This window comes from Planococcus sp. CPCC 101016, assembly GCF_007859295.1.
Lineage (GTDB): Bacteria > Bacillota > Bacilli > Bacillales_A > Planococcaceae > Planococcus.
On record NZ_VOHB01000003.1, the window covers coordinates 366433 to 393431 of the forward strand.

Consider the following 26999-nt stretch of genomic DNA (forward strand, 5'->3'; position numbering starts at 1 on the left):
GGCTCAATCCATGAATGCTCACATATGGTATTATTACAAAAAGCAGAAACTCATTAAGGAGCTCTCCCCCATGATTCATTTCCACGAAGCCGATATCCAGAAGCGGCCCTTTCAACCGAAAAATAAGCTGAACTTAAAAATGAAGATGATTGCATTGATTGGCTTATTGATCCTGGCGATTGTGTTGGTCATCGGAATTTTCCTCAGTACTTTCATTACCGAGACCCTGGAAACCCAATTGGGCAAACAGGCATTGAGTGTAGCCGAAAGTGTTGCGCTCAACCCAGATATTGCGCTGGCCTTTGAAACAGACAATCCGGCAGCGATCATTCAGCCGCTTGTTTCGCCGATACAGCAATCGACCGATGCCGAGTTTATTGTTGTCGGCAACCGGGATGAAATCCGCTATTCGCATCCGAACCCGGAACAGATCGGCAAAAAGATGGTTGGCGAGGACAACGAACGCGCACTTTTTTACGGCGATTCCTATGTTTCCGAGGCAACCGGTTCGCTTGGCAATTCGCTGCGCGCAAAAGTTCCGATCTATTCGGGCAATGATATTATCGGGGTAGTCTCTGTTGGTTTTCTCGCCGATGATATCCAGACGCTGATCGGCGACTACACGCACGAATTATGGCTGATGCTCGTGATTATTGCAACTGTCGCTATCGGAGTAGCCATTGCCATCGCCACCTATATTAAACGAAAGCTTTACGGCTTGGAGCCGGAAGAAATTTCCCGGCTCTTGTTTCAGAAAGAGACGATTTTGCAGTCGACCCATGAAGGCATTATTGCAGTGGACGATAAAGGGCACATCACTTTGCTCAATCACATGGCGCAGCAATTGCTGTTCGGCAGCGAAAAAAACATGGATGAACTCATCGGCAAGCCAATCCGGCAGGTCCTTCCGACTTCCGATTTGCCTGAAATTCTGGAGACGCACAAGAGCCGTTTCGACAAGGAACAGCTATACGGCAGCCATGCGGTTTACGTCAACTCGGGTCCGATCTATTACGAAGATACGCTGGTTGGCGCCGTTTCCACTTTCCGCAATAAAACCGAAATCGACAGGCTGACAAAAGAGCTGTCGCATGTAAAGCAGTATGCCAATGCGCTGCGCGCACAGACGCATGAATTTTCAAATAAGTTGTATACCATATCAGGGCTGGTACATTTGAATAAAAAACAGGACGTTCTTGATTTTATTCGCATGGAGCATGATATCCAGCAGGAATGGATCCAGCAAGTGATCGACAAGGTGACAGACCCGCTGATCAGCGGGATTCTGCTTGGCAAACTGAATCAGGCAAGCGAGCAACAGGTCCAGCTGGTCATTGATCCGGACAGCCGGCTGAAGGCGCCTTTGCCAGAACAGCAAAGCCGCGCTTTAGTAACGGCAATCGGCAATCTGATTGATAATGCACTGGATGCAGTGAAGAAGCTGCCGATAGAAAATCGCCGCATTGCGTTATACTTTACCGATGTCGGTGATGACATTGTGTTGGAAATTGATGATTCCGGACCTGGCATTCCAAAAGGACAGGAACAATATTTGTTCGAAGTTGGTGTTTCGTCAAAAGCCGGTACTGATCACGGCTACGGCTTGAGTACGACCAAACAACTCATCGACTTGGCCGGCGGTGAATTGCTTGCTGAGGAAAGTGAACTCGGCGGAGCCTGCTTTGTCGTTTCATTACCCAAAAAGGAGATAGGCTTATGAAACAAGAGCTTCATGTATTGATTATAGAAGATGATTTCCGTGTTGCCGAAATCAACCATCAGCTGGTGGAACAAGTGGATGGCTACGTAGTAAATGGTGTTGCAAAGACTGGCGATGAAGCGATGGATTTCCTGCAAAATTGCCGCCAGTTGCCAGATCTGATCTTACTGGATGTTTTTATTCCCGACCGCAAGGGGCTTGAATTGCTGCGTGAAATCCGCAGCCGCTTCCATCACCTGGATGTCGTCATGTTGTCGGCAGCGAAAGAAGCTGCAACAATTGAAGAAGCGCTGCGCTGCGGCATTTTTGATTACCTCGTCAAACCGGTGGATTTCCCCCGCTTTGAACAGACTTTGCTGCGATTCCGTGAACAGAAAAATTTGCTGACTTCCCGACAGGAGTTGGAACAAACGGACATCGACCGGCTAATCGGCATTGAACCGGTTGCCGTTCCTGCAGCTTCGCCGGATAGTGAATTGCCTAAAGGCATCGATCAGCTGACTTTGGTCGGTGTGATGGAAATCCTGCAATCTTCTGCGCCCGTTGGCATCAACGCCATGGAAACCGGCAAATCGGTGGGCGTCAGCCGCTCGACTGCCCGCCGCTACCTGGAACACCTTGTGTCCATCGGTGAAGCGAAAGCCCAATTGAATTACGGGGAAATCGGCCGCCCCGAAAGGCGCTACGTTCCGTGGACAAAATGAACAAAACCACCTAAACGCTCTTTAGTTCACTTAATCGAATAATCTTATTTTTCAAATCCTTCTGTGCTAAGTTTAGAGTTATAACTTAGAAGCAGAGGGATTTTATAATGAATACGTTTTTGTATGCGTTTACAATTCTTCCTTCATTACTGACTTTTACTTCGAGGAGGAACTCATATGTTAAGTATTATTGGTTTATTGACCATTGTGGTCATTGTCGCATTACTCATCAGCAATAAAATCACACCGATTGTAGCGCTTGTTCTGGTGCCGATTGTTTCTGCATTTGTGGCGGGATTCAGCTTTGCTGAAATCGGCGAGTTTTTCAATAGCGGCATCGACTCCGTTATGAGCGTCGTCATCATGTTCATCTTCGCTATCCTGTTTTTCGGCATCATGCAGGACGTGGGCCTGTTCGATCCCTTGATCAACAAGATGATCGCGGTATCACGCGGAAATGTCATCGCCGTAGCTGTCGGAACCGTATTGATTGCATCCGTGGCACAGCTTGACGGTTCAGGCGCTTCCACTTTCCTAATCAGCATCCCTGCTTTATTGCCATTATACAAACGCTTGAAAATGAACCCTTACTTATTGCTTCTTCTGGTCGGGATGTCCGCCAGCATCATGAACATGCTGCCATGGGGAGGTCCGCTTGGCCGCACCGCAGCCGTTCTCGGTATGGATGTCACGGAACTGTGGCGCCCCTTGATCAAAGTCCAGGTGATCGGCTTAGTGCTACTGATCGGCCTTGCGGTTTTATTGGCCATCCGTGAAAAACGCTTGATCGCCAAACGAGGCGACTTCAACGAAGAAATTTACAAAGAAGCCCAACCGGTTGTCAAAGACTCACAGGACGAGGCGTCTCTAAAAGCTGCTTCCCTGCGACGTCCAAAACTTCTATGGGCCAATACCATTCTTGCTTTGGCCGTCATTGGTGTGCTTGTATGGGGCGTCATTCCTGCAGGCTTCGCGTTCATGATCGGCGTCAGTCTGGCCTTGCCACTCAATTATCCAAACATGAAAGACCAAATGGACCGAATCAAAGACCATGCACCAAGTGCTTTATTGATGGCTGCCATCATCTTGGCGGCAGGTTCGTTCCTTGGTATTCTAAATGGCACATTGATGCTCGATTCCATCGCCAATGATTTGGTGAAAATCCTGCCGGCTTTCGTCATTCCTTATCTTCACATCATCATTGGATTTTTCGGTGTTCCATTTGATTTATTGCTCAGTACCGACGCTTATTATTTCGCGTTGCTGCCGATTGTTGAGCAAGTGGTTACGCAATTTGGTGTATCGTCGCTTTCTGCTGCATATGCTATGGTTATCGGCAACATCATCGGCACGTTCGTCAGCCCGTTTTCACCGGCCCTTTGGTTGGCACTTGGTTTAGCCGGTCTTGAAATGGGCCGCCACATCCGCTATTCGCTCTTTATCATGTGGGGATTCAGCATTGTCTTGCTTGGAATTTCAATTTTAATCGGTGTTGTATAAAAATTTCAGTAAGGGCAACTGCGATTGACACCGCAGTTGCCTTTTTTGTATGGATTTCTTTGATTGTTTGCGGAATATCAAGATTTATGGTCGCTCAGGAAGATTTGCAGTCGCTCAGCGAAATTTACGGGCGTTCAGCCCCAATTGCATAAAAAAAGCACGGCAGAAAGACTCTGCCGCGCGCTAAAACATTCAAGACAACAAAGCAATCCGACTGCTGTATTTGTCGATCAGCTGCGTATTGTGTGCGTCTGCCCCGTCGATATTGCCGCTCAGGAAAATAGGCGGTTCAAAGCCTGTATCGGCCATTTCTTTGATGGCTTCTGCAAAAACAGCGTTCAAGATAGCTGCTCCGACAACAGTCGAGGTCGGGCCGAACGGGACGTCAACGCCTTCATACGAAAGGATCGCATCTCCCGGAACCGAGTGGTTGTCGATGACCAAATCCACCGAGTTGAACAGGTGTTGTCCGGTTTTGTGGCGGGAAGGCTGGCTTTTGGAATACTCGAGCGACGTCAGGCCAATAACGAATGCCCCTTTCTCACGCGCAGCGAGTGCGACGTCTACCGGTACCGGATTTCGGCCAGAGGTGGAGATAACAAAAACTACATCGTCCGGACCAAAATCCTGTTCCTGCAAAAAACCGGACGCATAATCATTTTTTCGCTCGAGCTGCGAGGATTGAACCGCCCCTTCATGCAGCATCAACGGTTCCACAAAAATCGGCTTGATCGGCACCAATCCGCCGGCGCGGTAAAACACTTCCTCTGTTAAAATATGCGAATGGCCGCATCCAAATAACTGGACGATTCCACCGGCCTGAATCGCATTCGCCACTTTTCCGGCGGCCTCTTTCATAGCCTGCTGTTCATTTTTCTCCACAAGCTCCAGGCGTTCCTGCGCTTTTTTGAAATAACTGCTTAACATGTTACCAGCTCCAGACAATTTTATGATTTACATTTCATTTCTGATCCACTGATCTTTTCGCTTCCTCGATCAGCTCCACCATATTCGCCAAAGCAACTTCGATGATGGCCTTGCCTTTTTCTTTGCTTGCCAATGTCGCATCTCCTAAAACCGCGGAAGCCGTAAACTCTTCCCATGGCGTCGGTGTTACGTCGGCGCTCATTGGTATATTGGGTATATCAGAAATGGCTTTGGTCATGTCGACGTATTGCTCTGCCAAATATAGCATATATGAGGTTTCAATTTCACAAGCGTGAAAATAGCTGGCGTGAGCTGACGGAGTCTCCCTCAGCTCATCGGTGATTTTTTTGATACCCGGATAAAACAAATAAAGCACTTTTAAATCTGGAACCTTTTCATACAAATGGCGGGCAGCTTCCTTTATTGCCACGGCGTTTCCCAAGTGGCTGTTGAGCATGACGAAAACGCGAAATCCCTGCTGATAGAGGCTGACTCCAATATCGCAAATTAAGTTGATCAGTGACTGATTGCTGACAGTGATGCTGCCTGGAAAGTTTTTCAAGCTCCAGACTTGTCCATAAGGCAGAGTCGGCAGGATGAAAGCATTTGTTTTCGACGCCACCCTTTCCGCCAGTTGTTCGGCCAAATAATTGTCCGTGCCAAGCGGCAGATGGGGACCATGCGCTTCGACTGCACCTATAGGCAGGATGGCTACCTGGCTGTCTGCAATTTTCGCTTTTACCTCATAAGAATTTTCATTTTGAAAAATCAAAGCTGCTCGCCTCCTATTTATTGAACGTAAAGCACCGTGCCGGATTTTCAACGAAGAATTTATTGACCAGCGCTTCTCCGTCAAATCCTTGGCGATTGGCGTCGTCAATAAACCGGGGTACCCATTTCGCGATAATGTATTCAAGGCCGAGGCCATAATCGTAATGCTTGTAGTAAGATTTTCTGGCAGTGTCTCCACTGACCAGGATTTGATTTTCATAGCCTTTTTTGACCAGCTCCAAGATGCACTGGATTCGTGTACTTTCAGGAGCGTATTTGATTTTGGCAATTCCGTCAAAGCTTAGGTATGCGCCTGTTTTCGCTACCTGCTCGTGGTAATAAGGATCCGGATTGCGGTCCATATGCCCAAAGCTCATGTAGGACAGATCGATGCCTTCAGATTCCAGCAATTCAATTTGCTCGAGCCCCATCGTCCCTGCCTCTGTATGGGAATGAAGCGGCGCTTTCGTTTCCATATGCGCCCGCGCAACTGCCCGCAAGGTCTTTTCCTCAAGTGGTGTGATTCTGTTATAGCCTGTGCCGAACTTCACCTGCCCCGCTTTATAAGGCGTATCCTCAAGCCCCTCTTCCACTTCCCTGATGACAAAATCAGTTAAGTCGTTGATACTGGCTGACTCGATCCATTCATTGTAGGTTCGGTAGTTGCCAATGATGGGTTTTAATCGATCTACGATTCCCGCATCCCATAAAAAACTTTTATTAAATCCTGCGGTTCCCACAATATGAATGTCCAGTTCGTCTGAAATTTCCTTCACAGCCTGGACATCCCGTCCATAATCGACTGCCGTCGCATCCACAATTGACTTGCCGCCATGGCGTTTAAAGTCTGCCACGTCCTGTTTTGATTTTTCCTTGTCATCAAGCAACAGATCGTCCGCCTCTTTTTCAACCCAATAGGACGGACGGCACACAATGTGTTCATGGGAATACGTAAACCCAAAATCTGACGGACGGATATCCCCGCGCAATGTCCGAATAAAACTCACGTGATTTCCTCCTTCTTTGAAATTTACAGCAGCAATTGTGCCAACAGTCGAATAACCGGTCCTAAAATGAACATATCCGAGTCAGCTGCCCACATCGCTGTGTCCGGAACTGTACCTGCCAGCAGGAATCGGACGGTGATGAATTGGCCCCACGCGACAACTGTCGCCGTAACGAATCCACCCATCACGGCTCCCCGCACTCCGCCTGTTAAGTTGCCGAATACGCCGGCTGAAGCGGAGTGAAAGAACAATACGATCATCGTCGGTACAAAGATGTACCCGACTGCATTCCCCAGAACCACCAGCCATAATATGGCTCCGACAAACGATCCGAGAAAACCAAGAATGACGGCATTCGGTGCATAGGGAAAGAGAATCGGATTGTCCAGTGCCGGTCTTGCACCAGGCACTATTTTGGTCGCAATCCCTTTAAAGGCCGGAACAATCTCCCCAATGAACATCCGAACTCCTGTCAATACCACTGCAATCCCTGCCGTAAAGGTGAACGACTGGATGATCGCATAGACAATGAAACTTTGGTTTCCGGAACTGGCGACCAATTCCGCCGCTCCAGGCGTGTCTTTGAAAGAAATGATGATGGCTCCAGTTAAGAACAATAAGCCCATCGTCAATGCTGTAATCACATTGGAATCTCTCAAAAACTCCAGGCCTTTTGGCAAATTGATTTTTTCTGAATCATTTTCTTTATTGCCCCACAGCATTCCGCCAAACGCCGCCAGCAATGCAACGGACGCTGATGTATGTCCAAGGGCGATATTGTCATTCCCAACTATTCTTCGCATAAAGGGCTGCGTCAATGCCGGTTGTACTGTCCAGTAAATCCCCATGATGACCGACAGGAAAATCACCAGTCTCCAAAACGATACATCGGGAGAAGTGTGAACTGCGATTCCTGCAAAAATAGTCGTTGTCCAAAACATCATATGGCCCGTTAAATAAATGTATTTCAGCTTCGTAAACCGTGCCAGAAAAACGTTAATCAGAAAACCTAAGGTCATTGCCAAAGTGACGGCACTGCCGTATTCGGTATTGAATACTTCCTGTCCCATGTACTCGCTCAAAGTTTCTCCCGAAAGATTGAATACTTCTTTCCAAAGCGGCTCAAAAACTGTCAAAGCACCCACAATAATGCCTGCGCCGGCACTGATGATCAAAAATCCGATAATCGCCTTGAATGTTCCACTGACTCTTTGGCTCGCCGTCTTTTTTTGAAGCAATAAACCAATTAAGACGATGATGCCCAATAAGATGGCCGGTGTCCCGAACACGTTATTCGCTAACCAGAAAATAATATCCATAACCGTTCTCCCCCCTGATTGATTTGCTGTCCGCCTTTATTCTGTAATATTGGCATCAATTGCCGACTTAATTTCTTCCATATCAAAATAGTTATTTACCACAATCACTTTTGCTGGCTGGCCTTGCAGGCTTTCGGCCAGTTCGTTGCTGGTGATGATGTAATCTGCTGACATGCTCGTTGCTGAGGACAAATCGATGTGTTCAACATCCGCCATAATGTTTTTTTCGTTCAATGCTTCTTCCACATTCATTTTTAAAATCAGACTTGTCCCTTGCCCTAGGCCACATACACATAAAATTTTCATTGTTCATTCCTCCCAATAATTTGTTGTAGTTCTTCGTAGGTCGATAATGCTTTCAGCTTCTCAATATTTTCTGCTTTGCTTAACAGCGCCACAATTTTCTTCATCACCAACAGATGCTCTTCACTGGAAGATGCCCCTAATGCGAAAACAAATCGGACCGGATCATTGGCTTCACTTCCAAATTCCAATGAATTTTTTAATCGTACAAGCGACACCGACGCTTCTTTAACACCATCTTCAGGTCTGGCATGAGGCATCGCTATTTGAGGTGCCAATACGAAATACGGTCCGTTTTTCTTATAGGATTCCACCATCGCATCTACGTATCTGGGTTCTATCAAATTTTCAGCTACCAGCAATGCTCCTGCTGCACGGATTCCTTCTTCCGGGGTAGCAGCCGGAAGATCCAGAGCAACTAGGTTTTCTTCCAAAAATTTCATAGCAAAATTCCTTTCTTTGTTTTAATAAAAACGTTTACTTCGAATGGTCTGCAATTATTCTGTAAATTGCTTTCGGAGATTCTGCCGCAATTAGTGCTTCTTTCAAGCTTTTATTGCTTAAAATTTTTGTCAGTTGGTTTAAGGCTTTTAAGTGGGTGTCTCCATCTATAGCGGCCAGCACAATAACGAGGTTCACCGGCTTGCTGCCCTTTTCGGAAAATGGCACGTGTTTTTTCAGCTGCAATAATGTCATACCGAGTTTATTGACCCCATCTTGCGGACGTGCATGGGGAATCGCTACTTTTGGGGAAACCACTACATAAGGACCCATTTCAAGCAGCACATCGATCATCGCTGTTATATAGTTTTCTGTTACTGCTTGATTTTCCAGCAAAGGTTTCGCTGATTCGTGAATGGCCTGCTTCCAATCTGTTACTGCCGTTAGGCATTGGATATGCTCAATGGGCAGCACCTCCTTTAAATTAGGTTTGTATGCTTCTTTCGTCTTAACCGGGACCTGCTGCAAGTATTGTTTGAGTTCATTCTTTAAAGCTTCTTCATTTTTAATGATTGCGTGCTGCCGGATAATATCCATGACACCTGCTATGGAATTGGATTTTTGCGGCTCTATTCCAATAAAAGCATTCACTTTTTTCAACAGCCGCTCTTTTTCTGCATCGCTTAATATCGCGTTGACGACAAACACTGGCTTCCCTTTTTCTGCGAGAGGGATTGTCGAAATGATGAAATCCGCTTCCAAGTCCATTTCTTCATAGTCCCTTAATGACACACAGCCGATGATGTCGACCGTCGAGAAAAGTCCTTCAAGTTGATGCTGCAGCAGCCGTGAAGTTCCGACGCCTGTATTGCAGACCAATAGGGCATTTTTACGTTTGGCCACTTCAATACCCATCTTTTCCAACCAGCCGCCAAAATGTATCGTAATCAATGTAAGTTCGCTATCACTGACCGGTTTGCCAACAGCATTTTCTAAATGCTTGGACACTTTTTGGGTCAGCCGAAAAATATCCGGATACTTTTCCTTTACGGATGCTTCCAATCCACCATCGGCCTCTAATCCATACAGCACACGGTAATAAGCGGTTTTGACATGCAGCAATAGATTTCTTTCAACCTCTTTTCGGTTGTCAAAAATAATGCAGGCGTATTTCTGAAAATCTGTCACCATCTTAGAAACAACTTCAGCCAGAACTTTATCGTTCTGCTCGTTGTCATTTTCGAAGATGGTTTGTGAAAATTGTATCCTCGAACTCAAAAGATGTTTAGTGATGTAAAAAATCTCTTCTTCAGGAAAATCCACTTGAATCAGGGCAGTCAATTTCTTGGTTATTTCTTTGGCGGCTCTGTATTCTTTTGTTTCTGACAATACTAGCTGATCAACAGGATCGACTTTAATGCGCTTTCCTTGAGACAACCTACAGACAAACAGCAAAATCCGGATGGCAAGATTATGAAGAAAGTCATCTGTATATTGAATGCCTAATTCTTTTTCACTGGCTGAAATAATTTCCTTCACTTCTTCCGCTTTCCCGAAAATCGGAAAATCAGCCTGGTCATTGAAGATCATCCGCATTTGTCCAAGCAAATCGGACCAACCTAGTTTTCCTACCAGTCGCTGCAAATAAAAGACAATGACTTTCCGTTTGTTTTCTTCTTGGCCTTTGATGACATAGCCCAATCTCCTATCAAACTCCAACCGCAGCTCGTACGAAATCAGCTCGTTTTTCAACCTTTTTACATCTTCAATGGCCGTATTTCTGCTGACTCTGACTTTCTCCATCAAACTTTCTAAATACACCGGTCTATTCCTGGCCAATAAATAAAGCGCCATCCACGTTCTTCGTTCTGTTGTGGAGTATTCATAATGCCTTTGTTTTATCGCGCCCAGCTTTTTAGGGACTTGCTTTGCTGCCTCCTGATCTAATTGAAATCCAGCAGACCGTGCATGCTGCACTACCGGAAGTTCGTTCTCTTCCAGCCAGTCATTGATCTTGCCGATATCGTAATAGATGGTGCGCCTTGAAATACGGAAGGTCTCCATAATTTCGTTTGCGGTGACATAACTTTGAGCTTGGGACAGATGAGATAAAATTGCACGACTGCGTTGGTCCAATGCCATTTTTGTTCCTCCTCCCTTATTTATATTCACCGGCATTAAATATGTTCGAATACTCTGTTAAATTAACTATAAACCTTGATTCTTTAAAAGTGGAGACCAAATGCTCCCAACTCTTTTGTGCAAAACTAGACTGTTGCAAAAAAAATAAGACCACTGGAACCCGAAGATTCCAGTGGTCTTATATGATTGCTTTTGTTAATTATTAAGCTCGTCCAAGCCCTTCAGCCACAATCAATTCTTCGACTTTGGCCATCAACGATTCTTCGTCGCTGCCCTCAGCTGTGATCGTAATGCTATTGCCTTTTGAAACGCCAAGTGACATGACGCCCATAATGGATTTCAAGTTGACTTCTTTTTCTTTGTAAAGCATTTTCACATCTGATGAAAACGGTGATACCGCCCCCACTAATTTTGATGCAGGGCGTGCATGAAGACCTTCGTCGCTTGTGATTGTGTACGTTTTTTCAATCATTGTTTTCTCTCCTCTGGTATTGTTTCTAAACAAACTGCATGAAATAACCTGTTCGTTCAAGGGCTTGCCTTTAACGCTTGATGTCTGTCGTAAACTTATAGCGGTCGGCACGGTAGGTGCTGCGGACCACTTCGAATGGCTGTCCATCGGCCAAGTAACTGATGCGTTCAATCATCAGAATGGCCGCTGGCGGTTTGATCTGCAGCAAATCAGCGTCTTCTTTTTTCACCAGCCCTGCTTCCATTCGTTGAGTAGCACGGCTGATTTTCAATTGCTGTTCGTTTTCGATCATCGCATACAGCGACCCTTGAAAGGAATCGCGGTTCAAGTTCGGAAAGCGTCCGACCGGCAAATAAGTGCGTTCAATAGCCATCGGTTTGTCATCTGCAAAGCGGATCCGTTCGACGAAATAGACTTTGTCTCCATCCGCCAACTGCAATTCCTCTGCAATGTCGGAATCGGGCTCAAGGATTTCAAAACCGATCAGTTTGCTGCTCGGGACCATGCCGCGCGACTGCATGTCCTCTGTAAAGCTCGTCAAACCATTCAGCGGCTGTTCCACTTTCGGCGACGCCACAAATGTGCCGCGTCCTTTTTCCCGGTACAGCAAACCGTCATTGACCAAATTGGTGATGGATTGGCGCACAGTCATACGGCTGACATCAAAGCGTTCGGTCAGTTCGCGTTCAGAGGGGATTGCCGCGCCGATAGGAAAGTCGCCTTGCTGAATCTGCTGCTTCAGCTGTTCTTCTATTTGAATATAAATCGGAATCGGCGATTGTTTGTCCAGCACAGCGTTCACTCCTCTTCTGCCTCTGCCGCGACCAGGCTATAGGCATCCCAGTCTACAATCAGTGTAACATGATTGTGTTTCCATAAAAATGAAGCGGGAAAATCTTTGCTGATGCGGCGGTCCAAGAACCGCTTCACCGCCTGTGCTTTCTTTTTGCCGGAAGCCAGCAAAAGGATCCTTTCGCTTTTCAGAATCGACTGAATGCCCATCGTGATTGCATGGGTCGGCACTTCGTCGCGGTCGCTGAAAAAACGGGCATTGCTGTTGCGTGTCGACGCTTCGAGCCGGACACAATGGGTCAAGCTCGTTTCTGGCGTCCCAGGTTCGTTGAAGCCGATATGGCCGTTCGTCCCCATGCCAAGAATCTGCAGATGCGGCGGTCCAATTTCGTCAATCAACGCTTCATAACGCCGGCACTCCGCTTCCACCGGCTTGGCTTTGCCGTTTGGAATATGGGTATGTTCCAGTTCAATGTCGATATGGCGGAATAGTTTTTCATTCATAAAATGGCGGTAGCTGTTTGGATGGTCGTCCGATAGCCCACGGTATTCATCCAAATTAATGGTTTGAACATCCGCAAAGGAAATATTGCGTTCCTTGACCCCTTCAATCAGTTTTTCGTAAAGGCCGAGCGGCGTGGAACCTGTAGCCAATCCCAACACCGAATGGCGATTGTCCTGGATTTGCTGCTCCACCAATTGCGCCGCCTGGCTGCTCATCTCTTCGTAGTTTTCGACTTTTATCAGTTTCATCACAGTCACTCCTTCGTATAAGCGATTGTTCCTCTGCAAATGGTTAATTGGACATTAAAGTCTTCATCGAGAATTACCACATCTGCGTCTGTTCCATCTTGCAAACGGCCTTTATTCGATAGGCCGAGTTCTTTTGCCGCATTGGCAGAAGTCATGGAAACGACTTCGTTCAGGCTGCAGCCGGTGATCGACTGGACATTTTTAACCGCTGTTTCCATCGTCAGGATGCTGCCGGCCAAGGTGCCATCTGCAAGCCGTGCATCTTTTTTGGTGACTTGCACATCCTGCCCGCCTAAATCATAAACACCCGGAGCCAAGCCTTTCGCACGCATCGCATCCGTAATCAGGATCAACTTTCCAGCTCCTTTTTGTCGGAAAGCGAGTTCGACAGAAGTCGGATGGCTATGAATAAAATCAGCAATCACTTCCACTGACAAACTACCTTCCGTCAGGGCGGCACCCACCACGCCTGGATTGCGGTGATGGAATGGGCTCATCTGGTTGTAAAGATGGGTGACGTGGCTGGCACCCGAACGGACGGCTGCCTGGACTTCTTCCAATGTAGCATCCGAATGGCCAATAGAAGCGATAACGCCATCCTCTGCCAGCTGTTTGACAAAGGCCAATCCGTTTGCCGCTTCCGGCGCCATCGTCACCAGCCGGATTTGACCGCCGCTGAGTTTTTGCCATTTTTGGAATAACGGATAGGAGGGTTCGGCAATATGCTCTATCGGCTGTGCGCCTGCCCGCTTATCGGAAATAAACGGCCCTTCCAGGTGGACGCCCAGCATTTCAGCTTGTCCATCCTGTGCCTGAAACCCCTTAATATTCTGCAAGGCAGCTGAAATGGCTCTATCCGATTGAGTCATAGTCGTTGCCAAAAAACTCGTCGTGCCTTCCTTCGGCAAAGCACTTGCAATACCTGCCAACGCTTCAGGGGTCGCATCCATCGCGTCAAATCCCGCAGCACCATGGATATGCACATCAATAAATCCAGGATACGCTGTCCAATTTTTACCGGCTGCATCCACGTGAATGTCCGCCTGTGCATCAATTTTCTCAGCAACACGGCTGATCTTTTCGTCTTCCAAAAGGAGATCTCCTACAAAGCTTTCTTTAACAGCGTCCGCAATGGTGATGCCGGAAATTAATATACGTTTATTCATCTGAACCACTCCTTGCGAAAAACCAGGAAAATCGCGGCGGATGTCCCTGGTTTTTCGGCTCGTATTATTCGACTCTCAAGATGGAATCAGTTCCCTGTTCCTGGAAGCCGTCTTTCAAGACAGTTACTTTTTGTTCAGTTAAGTTGGTAAAAATAACTGGTGTTGCAATAGAAGGCGCGTTGGCGTTCAGGAAGTCCAAATCAAGTTTCAGCAAAGCATCTCCGCGCTGTACGAGCTGGCCTTGTTCGACCAATGTTTCAAATCCTTCACCTTTCAACTTGACCGTATCCAGGCCGACATGAATCAAAATTTCAATGCCAGTATCCGTTTCAATACCGATGGCGTGTTTGGTCGGGAAGACACTGACCACTCGCCCGTCGACTGGTGAATGGAGAACGTTTCCAGATGGCAAAATAGCGAATCCAGGACCCATCATGCCTTTTGCAAATACTTCATCCGGTACTTCTGATAGCTGAATTATTTCCCCTTGAATCGGCATTACAAAGTCTTCCGGGATGATTTCTTTCATTGCCGGTTCTTCGCTGGCCGGTTCTTCAGCTATTGCCGCTTCCGATCCATTTGCTGGAGCCGGATTGCCGTTTGCCAAACGTGGCTTCATAGCATCTGCCAAGAATTCGACAGCCGTTCCGATTACGACTTGAACACTGGTTTTATTGACTTTCATGACACCCATAGCACCGTGGCGCTTCAAGTCTTTTTCGTTTACAAGCTCAGAATCTTTGACCGTCATGCGCAGACGCGTCGTGCAATAATCGACTGCGACAATATTATCAGTGCCGCCAAGCGCTTCGATTGTGTTGTATGCTCTAACATCAACAGCTTTGTTCTCGGAACTTGCATTTTCTGCTCCTTCAACGTCCTCATCTTCACGGCCAGGCGTTTTCAAGTCCAGCTTGATGATCAGGAAGTAGAAGATGACAAAGTATACGGCTCCGACAACGAGCCCCATCACCAAGAGAATGAGCGGATTGGTAGCCAGTCCATAGTTCAATACATAATCAATCGCTCCGGCAGAAAAGCCGAAACCGTGATGGACATCCAAAGCATAGGCGACCATCATTGAAGCACCTGTCAGCAAAGCATGGACTACGTATAGAATAGGCGATAAGAACATGAACGAGAACTCAATCGGCTCTGTGATTCCTGTTAGGAAAGACGTGAAGGCGATACTGAATAACATTCCGCCGACAACGGCTTTGCGTTCTTTCTTAGCCGCAGCATACATAGCCAGACACGCTGCAGGCAAACCAAACATCATGATTGGGAAGAATCCGGACAGGAATGGCCCTGCCGTTGGATCACCTTTCAAGAAGCGGTTGATTTCTCCGCGCACCACTTCTCCCGTGGCATCAGTGAATGTTCCAAAATCAAACCAGACGATGGTATTGATAACATGGTGCAAACCGGTCGGCAGCAAGAGTCGGTTCAGGAAACCGTAAGCGCCGACACCAAACATGCCTGCATTCAAGATCCACTCACCCGCACCATCGATGCCTTCCTGGATCGGCGGCCAAGCATAGCCGAGCACACCGGCCAAAACCGTCATGGTCGCAGCAGTGATAATCGGTACGAACCGCCTGCCGCCGAAGAAAGCGAGCCATTGCGGGAACTTCACATTGTAGAATTTATTATACAAAAGACCTCCGACAATACCGGATAAAATACCGGCGAACACACCCATATTGATTGATTCGTTGATCGTCACGATCGCCGAAGTCAATACCAGATAGGCAATGGCACCGGCCAAAGCCGCTCCACCGTTGCCGTCATGGGCAAGTCCCATCGCAATACCGATGGCAAAGATGATTGCCAGGTTGTCGATGATTCCTGCACCGGCAGCTGACATGAACGGAATGCCGAACACATCGTCCTGCCCCAAGCGCAGCAGCAAAGCAGCCGCTGGCAAGGTAGCGATCGGGAACATCAACGATTTCCCTATTTTCTGAAGAAAACTGAACATAAAATTTCCACCCCTTTATGTATTCTTAATTTTCACTATATCTATAATCGGTATAGTTGTCTATACCAATTTAGTTAATTTTGAAAATATAGTAAGCGGTTACTTTTGATCTGCAAGAAGATTTTTTTAAAAACATAAAAGTTGGAAGCCAATACGCTCCCAACTCCTAGTATTCTCTCTTATTCAAATCCACTCTATCTTAAATTTCATACCACCTTTAATATATGGCAGCAAGTTGAGATCTTCGGCAATGACTTTTCCAACAACATTGACCTTGTCGTCCGCTGGCAAATCTCTTTTAGTGATCTGCAATTCTCCCTGATATCGGCCATAACGCTCATTATCCACAGTAATGCTGCCTCTATCCCGTGCAATGGTATTATTGGGTTTCAATAGATGGGTGCCAATTAATCCGTATTGGCGGGATTCCATGGAACGGATGCAATCCCGGGCAGCGTCCCAGCGGTTGGTTTGGACGCCCCTCAGTCCTGTCTCCATCAAGGCTTGCGCACGTAATAAAATTTCCCCTTCATGAAACGCAGCGAATTGTTCCAGGCTGTCGTCGCTGAGCGTGATGTCACCAATCAATACTTTGTCCACCGCACCATCTTCTTTCAGATGTAAATAAGCTCTAAAAGGATCCATGTCTCTGTGTTCCTCCAAAGTTGGCAGCCGCTTATATAAAGGTCCGCGCAGAAGCCCATCTCCTGGAATGAAGGCCATTACGTTCAGCCCTTCACTTTTCAGCCACAGATTGGTTTTCACAAACTCTACGGAATCCAATCCGGTCTCCGGCCGCGGATAGAAGTTATGCCACATCTCAACAGCATCTCGCTGCAGACCTGCAGAAGCCAAAGCAGCCAGTCCTTCTTTTGTTAAGGTACTGGCATTTAACGCGATTTTCATCTTGCCGGACAAGGAGGCAATTATGTCATCATCCACTCCGTAATCAATTCGCAGTCCTGTCAAGCCCCATTCCAGCAAGCCTTCCGCATTGTCCCAACCAAATCCAAGATGAGCCAATGAAGGCGGTGCGATATCCGCCATCAGCTCCATATTAAACTTCAGTGCCCAACTCCCTAATTGCTGCAGCCGTTCCTTATAAAGCAATGGATCATCCTCTGGAATATGCAGCGAAGTGAAAATAGATGTAAAGCCGAGCTTGCTTACTTTTTCAATATAAGGTTCCAAGTTCAGAAACGAATCGTCTCCTAAATAAACTGAAATCCCACGCATTTTGACAGCTCCTTTTCTATTTATCCTCAAATCAATAGAAAAAAGGGAGATTTCTCTCCCTCTCCTTTAAATCCCTTCGGCCATCTCTTCTTTGAATCCAAATAAATAGGTGAAGATAAATCCGAAAATATACGAAACGACCAATCCGACGAAATACCAGACATACTTGCTCTCAGCAATAAGCGGAATCAATGAAATGCCTGACACTCCGATTCCAAGCGCTGCCGTATGCATCACTGCCTGGAATGCGCCGCCGAATGCAGCTCCCATACAAGCTGTGATGAATGGCCGGCCAAGTGGAAGGGTCACACCGTAAAGCAACGGTTCGCCGATACCGAGGAATCCAACAGGCAGGGCCCCTTTAATGATGTTCTTCAGACGTTGATTTCTTGTTTTTATATAGACTGCAATGGTGGCACCCACTTGTCCAGCTCCAGCCATTGCCAGAATCGGCAGTAAGGCTGTCGCGCCGACTGTGTTCATCAACTCCAGGTGAATCGGTGTCAATCCGTGGTGCAGACCCAGCATAACAAGTGGCAGGAAGAACCCTGCTAGAACGCCTCCTGCTAATACTCCACCAACATCAAGAACCGAAGTTAGCACAGTCATAATGCCATCTGATAAAAGCCCCGCGATTGGAACAACCGCATAAAGTGAGAAGAAACCGACAACCAATAATGTAATTAGAGGTGTGAATAAAATATCGACAGAACTATGCATCACTTTGCGTACATTCTTCTCAACGAATGTCATTAACCATGCGGCAAATATTACACCGAATAAACCGCCTCTGCCGACGACCAACGGTTCTCCATAAATAACAATATCCGCTAATAGCGGGTTGAATAAAATTCCCCCTGCGATAGCACCGAGTACCGGTGTTCCCCCAAATTCCTTAGCGGTGTTCCAACCGACCAGTATAGCCAGATAGGCAAATACAGTGCTTCCCAGAACCAATAAAATCTGCATCCATGTTTCAGTGGCATCTACTCCTGCATTTTTAGCGAAGTTCGCGGCACCGTTGATAATTCCGGAGGCTACTAGTCCCGGAATCAGCGGAATAAAAATATTACCGACACGGCGCAGGAAAAGCTTGAACGGCGTTTTGTTTTTTTCCTTCAACTTAGCTTTCTTCAACGCGGCTTTTTCTGTAAAATCCATGTCGTCTTCATCGGCATCCGCCATTTCACCGATCGCTAATCCAGTTTCATTGCTCATTTCAGCAGCAACTTTATTGACTGTCCCGGGACCTACGACGATTTGGAGTGTATCGTCCTCAATTACTCCCATCACGCCATCCACTCGCTTCAGCTCATTAAGATCCACCTTACTGTCATCTTTTATCGATAAACGTAAACGTGTCATACAATGTGCGACTTGATTGATATTCTCTTTTCCCCCGATTTTCGCGAGAATGTCATGCGCCATTTGTCGTTCTTTTTTCATACTACCCCTCCACTCCCCCAAATGTTATAAAGCTTTTCGGACAAACCCACCGGCTATCTCCAGTTTTTCGACAGCTTGTTCTTTTGTGCAATCCAGCAGACTCATGACAATCGCCGTTTTAACGTGGCCGTCCGCTTCACTGTAATAGCGCTGTGCTGTTTCGTAATCAACTTGGGCAGCATCCATGATGATCCGTTTGGAACGCTCAATCAACTTGGCATTTGTGGCTTGTACATCCACCATCAAGTTGCCGTATACTTTACCAATGCCGATCATTGCAGCAGTCGAAATCATATTCAGTACAAGCTTTTGAGCAGTGCCCGCCTTTAAACGCGTTGAGCCGGTCAATACTTCAGCTCCGGTTTCGATTTCAATCGCCGTATCCGCATATCCGCTAACTTCCGCCCCTTTATTACACGAAATCGCAATGGTTTCTGCGCCGATCTGTTTTGCATATTGAAGCGCTCCAATCACATAAGGCGTACGGCCGCTAGCCGCTATTCCGACAATCGTATCATCAGCTTTTAAAGAAATCGCTTTCAAATCTTCCATGCCCAACTCAGGATTATCTTCTACGCCTTCAATAGCTGTCTTGATCGCTTCTGTCCCTCCAGCTATGATTCCGACAACTTGTTCAGATGAAACACCGAATGTAGGAACACATTCGACAGCATCTAAAATACCCAAACGTCCACTGGTTCCGGCACCGATGTAAATCAATCTGCCTCCTGCTTTAAAGGAACGGATAGCTTTTTGTACAGCTTTTTCAATATTCGCCAATTCCGTTTCAATGGCTTTAGGTACAAGGCGATCCTCCTGATTCATTGTCTCTAGTATTTCAAGAACTGACATTTCATCCATCTTCATGGTGTTGTTATTGCGTTTTTCCGTGGATAAATTCTCGAGCATCAGATCACCCTTTTACTTTTATTTCTTGCTTTCATTTTATCTTTAAGAAATTTAATGTCAATATAAATTATCTAAATAATGAATTTAAATTTCATTATTATAATTAAAAAAGAGCCAAATCTTTGGCTCTTCATCTTCTTAAACTTTCCATTTCACTACGGGCGTCATAGTATTGCTGCAAAACTTTCTCCCCAACATGATGGAAAATGCTCATATACAAGGTATCAATAACCGTCAATTGCGTCATTCTTGAAGGAATGCTCCCGATACGGAAGTCCTGTTCGACATTCGGTGTACACAGGCGAATGTCTGCTTCTTTATACAATGGTGATTTGCTGAGCGTCGTAATGGCAATGGCAGTCGCCCCTTTTTTCTGAGCAAAACGGGTAAGTTCGAGAACATCCTTTGTTTTTCCTGAAGTGCTGATTGCCACGAATACATCGTTTTCTGTTAAATGCGGAATTACCGACAGCATATAATGAAAATCAAGGGAAGTGATGGAGTGATAGCCCAATTTGGTGAATTTATACTGAGCATCAACCGCGGCAGTAGAAGAGCCGCCAACACCGAAAAAGACAATTTTCTTCGCATGCTGAATCGCTTCGACTGCTTTTGCCAGTTCTTTTCGGTCCATCGAGTCGGCGCATGATTCAATCGCCGATTTGTTGACGTGGATGACTTTATGAAAAAGGTCATATGGCGAATCTTTTTTGTCCAGCACCGAAAAATCAGTGAGGTTGGTATCCGTTAAGGTCAAGTCTTTCATAAGGGCGAGCTTGAAGGATTTAAAGCTACCGATGCCGATCGATTTGCAGAAGCGGATGATTGTTGCTTCGCTGACACCAGATTTCTGCGACAGTTCTTTTGTCGTCATATGCGGCACAGCTTCCGGATTTCCAAGAACATACTTGCCGATCCTCTCCTCTGCCTCCGATAGCTGCGGCAGTACTTCTTTTATTTTCTGCATCAAAGAAGACATCTTTGAACCCCCTGTACTTCTGTTTCTGGCGTTTATTGATTATGTTTTGCGAATCCACAAGCAACGCGGAAAGCTTCTTGTTTTATTCAGCTTATTTAGCATACATCAAAATCGTATAGATGTTGAGTCCATCCTCTTGGGGAGTGAAGAGAAAGCAGCTAAATACCACTTGCAGCAATTTCCTATTTACTGCTCAACCGCTCAATAACATTCGCCAGCAGCAACGTCCGATCCGTGAGTGAGGAAACCACCAAGTATTCTGTTTCCTGATGGGCATTCCCGCCGACCGGGCCCAAACCGTCAATCGATGGGATGCCGATGTGGGCTGTTAAGTTGGCGTCCGATCCGCCGCCGCTTTTCTCATGCGTCAATTCAATGCCGATTTTCGCAGCTTCTTCGGAGATGACATCGATTAATCTGCGTGCTTCGTCCGTCAATACCCATGCCGGCCGGGTGATGTGGCCGGTCAATTCCACTGTTGTTCCCGGTGTTTCCGCATCGCTGCAGATTTCTTTAATGGCGCGGTCCAGCCTCTCACCGTCTTCAGGTGTTTCAATGCGCAAGTCAATCCCCGCCTCTGCGAAAGGCGCAATCGTGTTGACCGATGTTCCACCTTTAATTAGGCCGACATTAACAGTGATGCCTTTATCGGACTCAGTCAATGCGTGCAGTTTCAGGATTTTTCGAGCTAGTTCTTCGATGGCGCTTGCCCCGTTTTCTGGTTCAATGCCCGCATGCGCCGACTTGCCAAACACTTTCAAGAAATACTTGCCGCCGCCTTTGCGTTCACTGACCAGCTGGCCATTCTGCGCCGGCTCCAATACAAGCGCATATTTTTTTCCCGCCGCCACTGTTTCAATCAGCTCGCGCGAGGCGATGGAACCGATTTCCTCATCCGTATTCAAGACAAGCACCACGTTTTTATAGGCATCGCTGCCGGCTTCCATCAAGGCTTTAAGGGCGAATAAAGCCGTGGCATGGCTGGCCTTCATGTCAATGACACCCGGCCCGTGGGCCAGATCACCCGCAATATGGAACGGGCGCTTTTCTGCGGTGCCCTCTGGGAAGACGGTATCAAGATGTGCGATCATGACGATTTCGGGAGCATCCGCTTCCGGGTGCCGGATTACCAGATTATTGCCGAAGTGTTCCTGTTCGTGCACTTCCGTATCAAAGCCGATCATATGATATTCTTCTGCAAGTATTCTACCCACTTCATCTATTCCGCTCTTCAAATAGGAACCGCTGTCGACATTGACCAGATTTTCAATCAATGCCAGCATTGGCTGTTGATTTGCTCCAATGAATTCCTTCATATTCACTGACCTCCCGCTTTTTCTTTATCTTACCAAAAAAAGTCGGACAGCAAAGGTTCTGCTGTCCGGCTGGTTGTTTATTAGTTACGAGGCAGCGGCTGCCGTATTCTCTTTTTTGCTTTTTAGGAAATTGATGACGAAAATGCCCAGCACAATCGTCAAACCGATAATGTCCGTCAAAGTTTCGGGAACGATCAACATCAAAGCACCCGCCCCGAGAACGACACGGAACAGCACATTGAGCCTGGTCTGGAAATAGCCTTCTGCTGAGGCACTCAATCCAATAATGCCAATAATGGCAGTAATAGTGATTGAAATGATTTCCCATATTGGCGGCAGTGCAAATTCAGTGGCATTGACGGCAATGTCTGTCGTATCGATCATCAGCATTGCCGGATTGTAAACAAACAGGTACGGAATAATGAAGCCAGCAATCGACAGGCGCAAAGCGTTCAAGCCGGTCCTCATCGGATCGCCGCCGGATATCCCGGCCCCCGCAAACGCAGCAAGCGCAACCGGCGGTGTGATATTGGCGAAAATTCCGAAATAGAATACAAACAAATGCGCAACCAGAACCGGAATGCCAAATTCAGCAAGTGCCGGAGCCGTCATTGTTGCGGTAATGATATAAGCCGGAATGGAAGGCAAGCCCATACCGAGAACAATGGAAGCAAGCATCGTCAGGAATAATGTCCAGAACAGCGATCCTGCACCAAAGCTGGTAATTGCTGAAGTCATAACGGTACCAAAGCTTGTCAGGCTGACCACACCAATGATGATGCCGACGACCGCACAGGCGATCATGACGGACAGTGATTGGCGTGCCCCGTTTTCCAATGCTTCGAGAATATCCTTAAAGCCCATGCGCGTCGATTTTCTCAATGCGGCCACAATGACCGTCAGGACGATGGTATAAAATGCAGCATAGGCAATCGGCATGCCTGTGTAAAGCATAAAGATCAAGCCGACAATTGGCAGCAGCAAATGGCCTTTTTCTTTCAATACTTCTTTGGTTCTCGGCAGATCCGCTTTCGGAATGCCTTTCAGGCTTTCTTTGCCGGCACGGAAATGCACCTGCATGATGACTCCGAGGAAATACAGAACTGCCGGCAATAAAGCCGCTAGCGCGATGGTTCCGTAGGCGATTCCTGTTGTCTCCGCCATGATGAATGCACTCGCCCCCATAATCGGCGGCAAAATCTGTCCGCCCACGGAAGCACTCGCTTCTACGGCGCCGGAAAAGTTTTTATTGTAGCCGATTTTTTTCATTAACGGAATGGTAAAGGCGCCGGTTCCGACGACGTTGGCAATCGCTGAACCGTTGATGCTTCCCATGAAGCCACTGGAAATGACCGCCACTTTGGCAGGTCCCCCCTGTTTGCTTCCTGCTAACGCCATAGCCAAATCATTGAATAATTGCCCCATCCCCGATTTGGCCAGAAATGCACCAAACAGGATGAACAGGAAGATGAACTGCAAAGAAGCCGATATGGCCGTCGAATAAAGCCCTTCCGTCTTCAAATACAATTGGCCGAAAATGTCACCCAAGTCGAATGGCCGTGTCATCAGCATGTCCGGCATCCAGATAAAATGACTGATGAATGGATAAGCCAGGAACACCAAAGCCAAAATCGGCAGGATGATACCAGTTACACGGCGCGCTGCCTCAAGGACAAGCACGACCGTGAGAATTGCGAAAACAATATCCAAGGTATTCGGAATCCCTCCGCGCGTTGTCATGATGTCGTTGTATTCATACATCAAATAGCCCGCGGTGCCTAAACTGAAGATGAATAAGATCCAGTCATAGAAGGGAATCTTCGTCCGATCCTGCTTTTTAAATGTCGGATAAACCAGAAAGATCAAGCCCATCCCGACTGCCACGTGAATAGATCGTGCCTGAAGGGCAGGAAGCGGATTGAAAGTTACATATAAGTGATAGACTGAATAGGCGATCGCAATTGCCGCAATCAAAAAGACCAATTTGCGGTTTTTCAATTTGCGGACTTTGGCATCCGTATCGTATTTCTCCAATATTTCCTGGCTGATATTTTTGTCTTCTTCGTGGGCCGAGACGCTTTCGACGTCCAAATCCCGGTTGTCTTTTGTCATAGAGTATTCCCCCTTACATAATCCCAAAGATGAATCATTTCAATTTTAATCGTCACCAGTTCATAGTCATCTGTATATTCATATAAAGGAATTTCTTTGTCAGCTGTTAGGATCGTGGTTTGTGCATTTTGGGATATGGTCAAATTCATTTCATTGAAGAGGCGTCCGATCTTCATATGGACATAGCCGTCTTTTGAAGAGATGATTTCCCCGTCAGAAGGAACGCCTGCGCCATAAGTTTTAAACTTTGTTTCCGTCAGCAGGAGATTGTCGCCATCCCGTTCATAGAATTCCAGCCATTCTTCTTTTTCGACTGAATGGATCCACTGTAGGGTAAAGCTCGTTTCTCTCAAATAATAACGCTCTTCCCCAAAATCGAATTGCACAACGGGGATTCGCCAAAGCAGGAAAAAAAGGAGCACAATCAAACATGCTCCTCCCGCTAACACTTTATTGCTCATCGTAGTAACGCTGTGCCCCCGGATGCAACGGTGCTACCAAGCCTTCTTGTGCAGCTTCCAATGTGATATCAGCTGCTGCCTGGTGCGAATTCTCTAGAGTGTCCAGATTTTCGAAGAAGGTTTTGGTCAATTTGTAGACATCGTCTTCACTCATATCCGAGTGGACCACCAAAGCATTCATGATTGCTGCAGTTGGAACGGGTTCTTCGTTGCCGTAGGTACCCGCTGGAATTTCAAGTGCGATAAAATAGGACTGGTCTTCTGCCACACGCTCAACATCTTCCGGCGCGATGGAAACCATGCGGATGTCCAATGTTTCAGACAGTTCCAGCAGCGAAGCATTCGGCAAGCCGCTTGTCAGGAAAGCCGCGTCAATCTGTCCAGCACGAAGGCCATCTGCCGCTTCTGCATAGCCAAGATAATCCACGTCAATGTCATCATAAGTAATGCCGTAGCCTTCAAGCAGCATACGCGCATTCACTTCAACACCGGAATTCTGGTCACCTACGGCGATTCGCTTGCCACGCAGGTCCTCAAAAGTTTCGATGCCTGAATCTGCCGTAGTGACGATTTGAACGTAGTTTGGATATAAAGCAGCGATTTGGCTGATTTTATCTGTAGGCTCTGTAAAACCTTCCGTTCCTTCAACTGCCTGGCTGACAACATCACTCATGGTGAAGGCCATTTCAATTTTGTCTTCTTTGATCAAGTTGACGTTTTCAACTGACGCCCCGGTTGTTTGGGTTCTTGAGTTGACGTCGTATTGCGAACTATAGGTTTCCGCTAGCGTCGAGCCGATGATATTATAAGGACCGGATGCTCCACCAGTAGCAATGGTAACAATATTGGTCTCAAGCCCAGCGGCTTCTCCGCCCCCGCCTTCTTCTGGGTTCGTAGTGGCATTGTCTTCTCCACAAGCTGCTAGAACAAGGCTTCCGGCAACAACTAAAGAGAAAACGCTTACTTTCATTTTCTTCATCTCTCTACCCCCTAGGTTTTTTCTCATTATACCGAAATTATACAATGATTAATAGGGAATATTCATTTTTTTCAGATTAGATAGACAGTTGTGATGAATAACCCCTACTATTCTTTGCATAAATCTAACATTCACTCCCTTTTTTCCTGCTCATTATTTTGTTGACAATTTTTTGAAACAGGCATAGAGTAGGCTCATATTTCAGTTTGATAGATGAGGAAGTGTCCTGATGCGTTCCTGGAAAAGAAAGAGGATCACTATATCTCCGCCTTTAGTGATTTCCGGCAGTTTTCTATTTTTGATTTTGACAGGCACTTTGCTGTTGAAGCTGCCATTCGCGACAACGCGTCCGATTTCCTGGACCGATGCCTTATTCACCGCTACATCCGCTACGACGGTTACTGGACTCAGCGTCTTTGACCCGGGCACTGTACTGACCGGTTTTGGTGAACTGGTTCTTCTTGTGTTAATCCAATGTGGCGGCTTGGGCTTAATGACTTTTGCGGTGGCCATCCTTATTCTGTTCCGCAAAAAAGTGGGTCTTCAAAGCCGAATCTACCTGCAGGAATCGCTGACGCAAAATACAGTCGGCGGCATCGTCAGGCTCGTCAAATTGATTTTAACATTCGCGTTAACGGTGGAAGCCATCGCTGCCGTACTGTTGACTATTTACTGGATACCGGAGTTCGGTTTTAAAGATGCGCTCAACTACAGTGTTTTTCATGTTATTTCCGCCTTTAATAATGCGGGATTTTCTTTGTTTCCCGATAACTTGATGAGTTTTGCTGGAGATCCATTGGTTAATGTGCTGATTTCCTTCTTATTCATCATCGGGGGCATCGGGTTTACCGTCGGCATGGATGTCTCGCAAAAGAAATCGTTTCATCGGTGGGCATTGCATACCAAGCTGATGGTCGGCGGCACCTTAATTGTCAATGTGGTAGCGATGATTGTCATTTTCGCTTTGGAATACGGCAATCCCGGCACCCTTGGGAATATGTCGCTGCATGATAAATTACTGGCTTCCTATTTCAGTGCCGTGACGCCGCGGACGGCGGGATTCAATACGCTGAACTACGGGGAGTTGGAAGATCCGACTTTGCTGTTCACCATGCTGTTGATGTTCATTGGCGGCGGCAGTGCTTCGACAGCTTCCGGAATCAAGCTGACGACTTTTATCGTCGTCCTCCTGGCGACTGCTTCTTTTTTGCGTTCGCGTCGCGAACCCGAGCTTTTTGGCCGCTCTATCCGTCTCGAGACAGTGATTCGTTCACTCGCCATCACGACCATTAGTGTTTTGCTGGTTGTCTTCTTTCTGTTCTTGCTGACTATAACGGAGAAAATCCCGTTCCTGCCGCTGGCATTCGAAGTGGTATCAGCGTTTGGAACCGTCGGCTTGTCTATGGGCATTACCGGCGATTTGAGCGGCCTTGGCGAGGTCCTATTGAGCCTGGTGATGTTCACTGGCCGCATCGGGCCATTAACCTTGTTCTTTATCTTAATGAAACCTCGCAAGGAAAATTTCCGTTATCCGTATGAACCGGTTTTCACCGGCTGAAGACG

General features: G+C 46.9%; 24 protein-coding genes. 4 read left to right on the top strand and 20 right to left on the bottom strand.

Features of this window, described 5'->3' with window-relative positions:
- Positions 1-70 precede the first annotated feature (70 nt).
- From FQV26_RS13800 to FQV26_RS13810, 3 genes are all read left to right on the top strand, one after another.
- Positions 71-1720: an ATP-binding protein gene (locus tag FQV26_RS13800; RefSeq protein ID WP_146558120.1), complete on the top strand. Its 1650-nt coding sequence runs from the start codon at positions 71-73 to the stop codon at positions 1718-1720.
- The gene (locus FQV26_RS13805) at positions 1717-2424 is read left to right on the top strand and encodes a response regulator (RefSeq protein WP_146558121.1); all 708 of its coding nucleotides are present in this window, start codon (positions 1717-1719) and stop codon (positions 2422-2424) included. Before FQV26_RS13800 ends, FQV26_RS13805 begins: the two co-directional genes overlap by 4 nt.
- Before the next feature lie 177 nt (positions 2425-2601).
- Positions 2602-3924 carry a CitMHS family transporter gene (locus FQV26_RS13810; protein WP_146558122.1) on the top strand — a complete coding sequence of 441 codons (1323 nt, stop codon included), beginning with the start codon at positions 2602-2604 and terminating at the stop codon, positions 3922-3924.
- Between the two features lie 192 nt (positions 3925-4116).
- On the opposite strand, the gene FQV26_RS13815 is transcribed toward FQV26_RS13810, so the two are convergent.
- The 20 genes from FQV26_RS13815 to FQV26_RS13910 form a co-directional block, all read right to left on the bottom strand.
- The gene (locus tag FQV26_RS13815) at positions 4117-4851 is read right to left on the bottom strand and encodes an SIS domain-containing protein (RefSeq protein WP_146558123.1); all 735 of its coding nucleotides are present in this window, start codon (positions 4849-4851) and stop codon (positions 4117-4119) included.
- Positions 4852-4885: 34 nt separating this feature from the next.
- Positions 4886-5623 (bottom strand): creatininase family protein, encoded by a 738-nt coding sequence (locus FQV26_RS13820; protein WP_146558124.1) that lies wholly within the window; start codon positions 5621-5623, stop codon positions 4886-4888.
- A 13-nt stretch (positions 5624-5636) separates the two neighbouring features.
- Positions 5637-6629, bottom strand: a complete 993-nt coding sequence (locus FQV26_RS13825; RefSeq protein ID WP_146558125.1) for a phosphotriesterase family protein — start codon at positions 6627-6629, stop codon at positions 5637-5639.
- Between the two features lie 23 nt (positions 6630-6652).
- Positions 6653-7948 carry a PTS ascorbate transporter subunit IIC gene (locus FQV26_RS13830; RefSeq protein WP_146558126.1) on the bottom strand — a complete coding sequence of 432 codons (1296 nt, stop codon included), beginning with the start codon at positions 7946-7948 and terminating at the stop codon, positions 6653-6655.
- Positions 7949-7984: 36 nt separating this feature from the next.
- Positions 7985-8254, bottom strand: a complete 270-nt coding sequence (locus FQV26_RS13835; RefSeq protein ID WP_146558127.1) for a PTS sugar transporter subunit IIB — start codon at positions 8252-8254, stop codon at positions 7985-7987.
- The gene (locus tag FQV26_RS13840) at positions 8251-8694 is read right to left on the bottom strand and encodes a PTS sugar transporter subunit IIA (RefSeq protein ID WP_146558128.1); all 444 of its coding nucleotides are present in this window, start codon (positions 8692-8694) and stop codon (positions 8251-8253) included. Before FQV26_RS13840 ends, FQV26_RS13835 begins: the two co-directional genes overlap by 4 nt.
- A 34-nt stretch (positions 8695-8728) precedes the next feature.
- Complete coding sequence (locus FQV26_RS13845) at positions 8729-10834, bottom strand: BglG family transcription antiterminator (RefSeq protein ID WP_186759954.1); 2106 nt, start codon at positions 10832-10834, stop codon at positions 8729-8731.
- Between the two features lie 202 nt (positions 10835-11036).
- Positions 11037-11306, bottom strand: coding sequence for a phosphocarrier protein HPr (locus FQV26_RS13850; RefSeq protein WP_146558130.1), 270 nt, complete (start codon positions 11304-11306; stop codon positions 11037-11039).
- Between the two features lie 70 nt (positions 11307-11376).
- Positions 11377-12099, bottom strand: a complete 723-nt coding sequence (locus FQV26_RS13855) for a GntR family transcriptional regulator (protein WP_146558131.1) — start codon at positions 12097-12099, stop codon at positions 11377-11379.
- Between the two features lie 5 nt (positions 12100-12104).
- Complete coding sequence (gene nagB, locus FQV26_RS13860; protein WP_146558132.1) at positions 12105-12851, bottom strand: glucosamine-6-phosphate deaminase; 747 nt, start codon at positions 12849-12851, stop codon at positions 12105-12107.
- Positions 12852-12856: 5 nt separating this feature from the next.
- On the bottom strand, positions 12857-14017 hold the full coding sequence (gene nagA / locus FQV26_RS13865; RefSeq protein ID WP_146558133.1) for an N-acetylglucosamine-6-phosphate deacetylase: 1161 nt from the start codon (positions 14015-14017) through the stop codon (positions 12857-12859).
- 64 nt (positions 14018-14081) lie between these two features.
- Entirely contained in the window at positions 14082-15998 is a 1917-nt protein-coding gene (gene nagE / locus FQV26_RS13870) for an N-acetylglucosamine-specific PTS transporter subunit IIBC (RefSeq protein ID WP_146558134.1), read from the bottom strand.
- A 183-nt stretch (positions 15999-16181) separates the two neighbouring features.
- Positions 16182-17234, bottom strand: coding sequence for a DUF871 domain-containing protein (locus FQV26_RS13875; RefSeq protein ID WP_146558135.1), 1053 nt, complete (start codon positions 17232-17234; stop codon positions 16182-16184).
- A 66-nt stretch (positions 17235-17300) separates the two neighbouring features.
- Positions 17301-18680, bottom strand: a complete 1380-nt coding sequence (locus FQV26_RS13880; protein ID WP_146558136.1) for a PTS transporter subunit EIIC — start codon at positions 18678-18680, stop codon at positions 17301-17303.
- A gap of 24 nt (positions 18681-18704) precedes the next feature.
- Complete coding sequence (gene murQ / locus FQV26_RS13885; protein ID WP_146558137.1) at positions 18705-19589, bottom strand: N-acetylmuramic acid 6-phosphate etherase; 885 nt, start codon at positions 19587-19589, stop codon at positions 18705-18707.
- A gap of 130 nt (positions 19590-19719) precedes the next feature.
- The gene (locus FQV26_RS13890; RefSeq protein WP_146558138.1) at positions 19720-20568 is read right to left on the bottom strand and encodes a MurR/RpiR family transcriptional regulator; all 849 of its coding nucleotides are present in this window, start codon (positions 20566-20568) and stop codon (positions 19720-19722) included.
- 182 nt (positions 20569-20750) lie between these two features.
- Positions 20751-21884 (bottom strand): M20 family metallopeptidase, encoded by a 1134-nt coding sequence (locus FQV26_RS13895; protein WP_146558139.1) that lies wholly within the window; start codon positions 21882-21884, stop codon positions 20751-20753.
- 84 nt (positions 21885-21968) lie between these two features.
- The gene (locus tag FQV26_RS13900; RefSeq protein ID WP_146558140.1) at positions 21969-23996 is read right to left on the bottom strand and encodes a TRAP transporter permease; all 2028 of its coding nucleotides are present in this window, start codon (positions 23994-23996) and stop codon (positions 21969-21971) included.
- Positions 23993-24418: a DUF1850 domain-containing protein gene (locus FQV26_RS13905; protein WP_261384353.1), complete on the bottom strand. Its 426-nt coding sequence runs from the start codon at positions 24416-24418 to the stop codon at positions 23993-23995. Before FQV26_RS13905 ends, FQV26_RS13900 begins: the two co-directional genes overlap by 4 nt.
- Positions 24419-24446: 28 nt before the next feature.
- Positions 24447-25436 carry a TAXI family TRAP transporter solute-binding subunit gene (locus tag FQV26_RS13910; RefSeq protein WP_146558142.1) on the bottom strand — a complete coding sequence of 330 codons (990 nt, stop codon included), beginning with the start codon at positions 25434-25436 and terminating at the stop codon, positions 24447-24449.
- 229 nt (positions 25437-25665) lie between these two features.
- On the opposite strand from FQV26_RS13910, the gene FQV26_RS13915 reads away from it, so the two are divergent.
- The gene (locus tag FQV26_RS13915; protein WP_146558143.1) at positions 25666-26994 is read left to right on the top strand and encodes a TrkH family potassium uptake protein; all 1329 of its coding nucleotides are present in this window, start codon (positions 25666-25668) and stop codon (positions 26992-26994) included.
- Positions 26995-26999 lie beyond the last annotated feature (5 nt).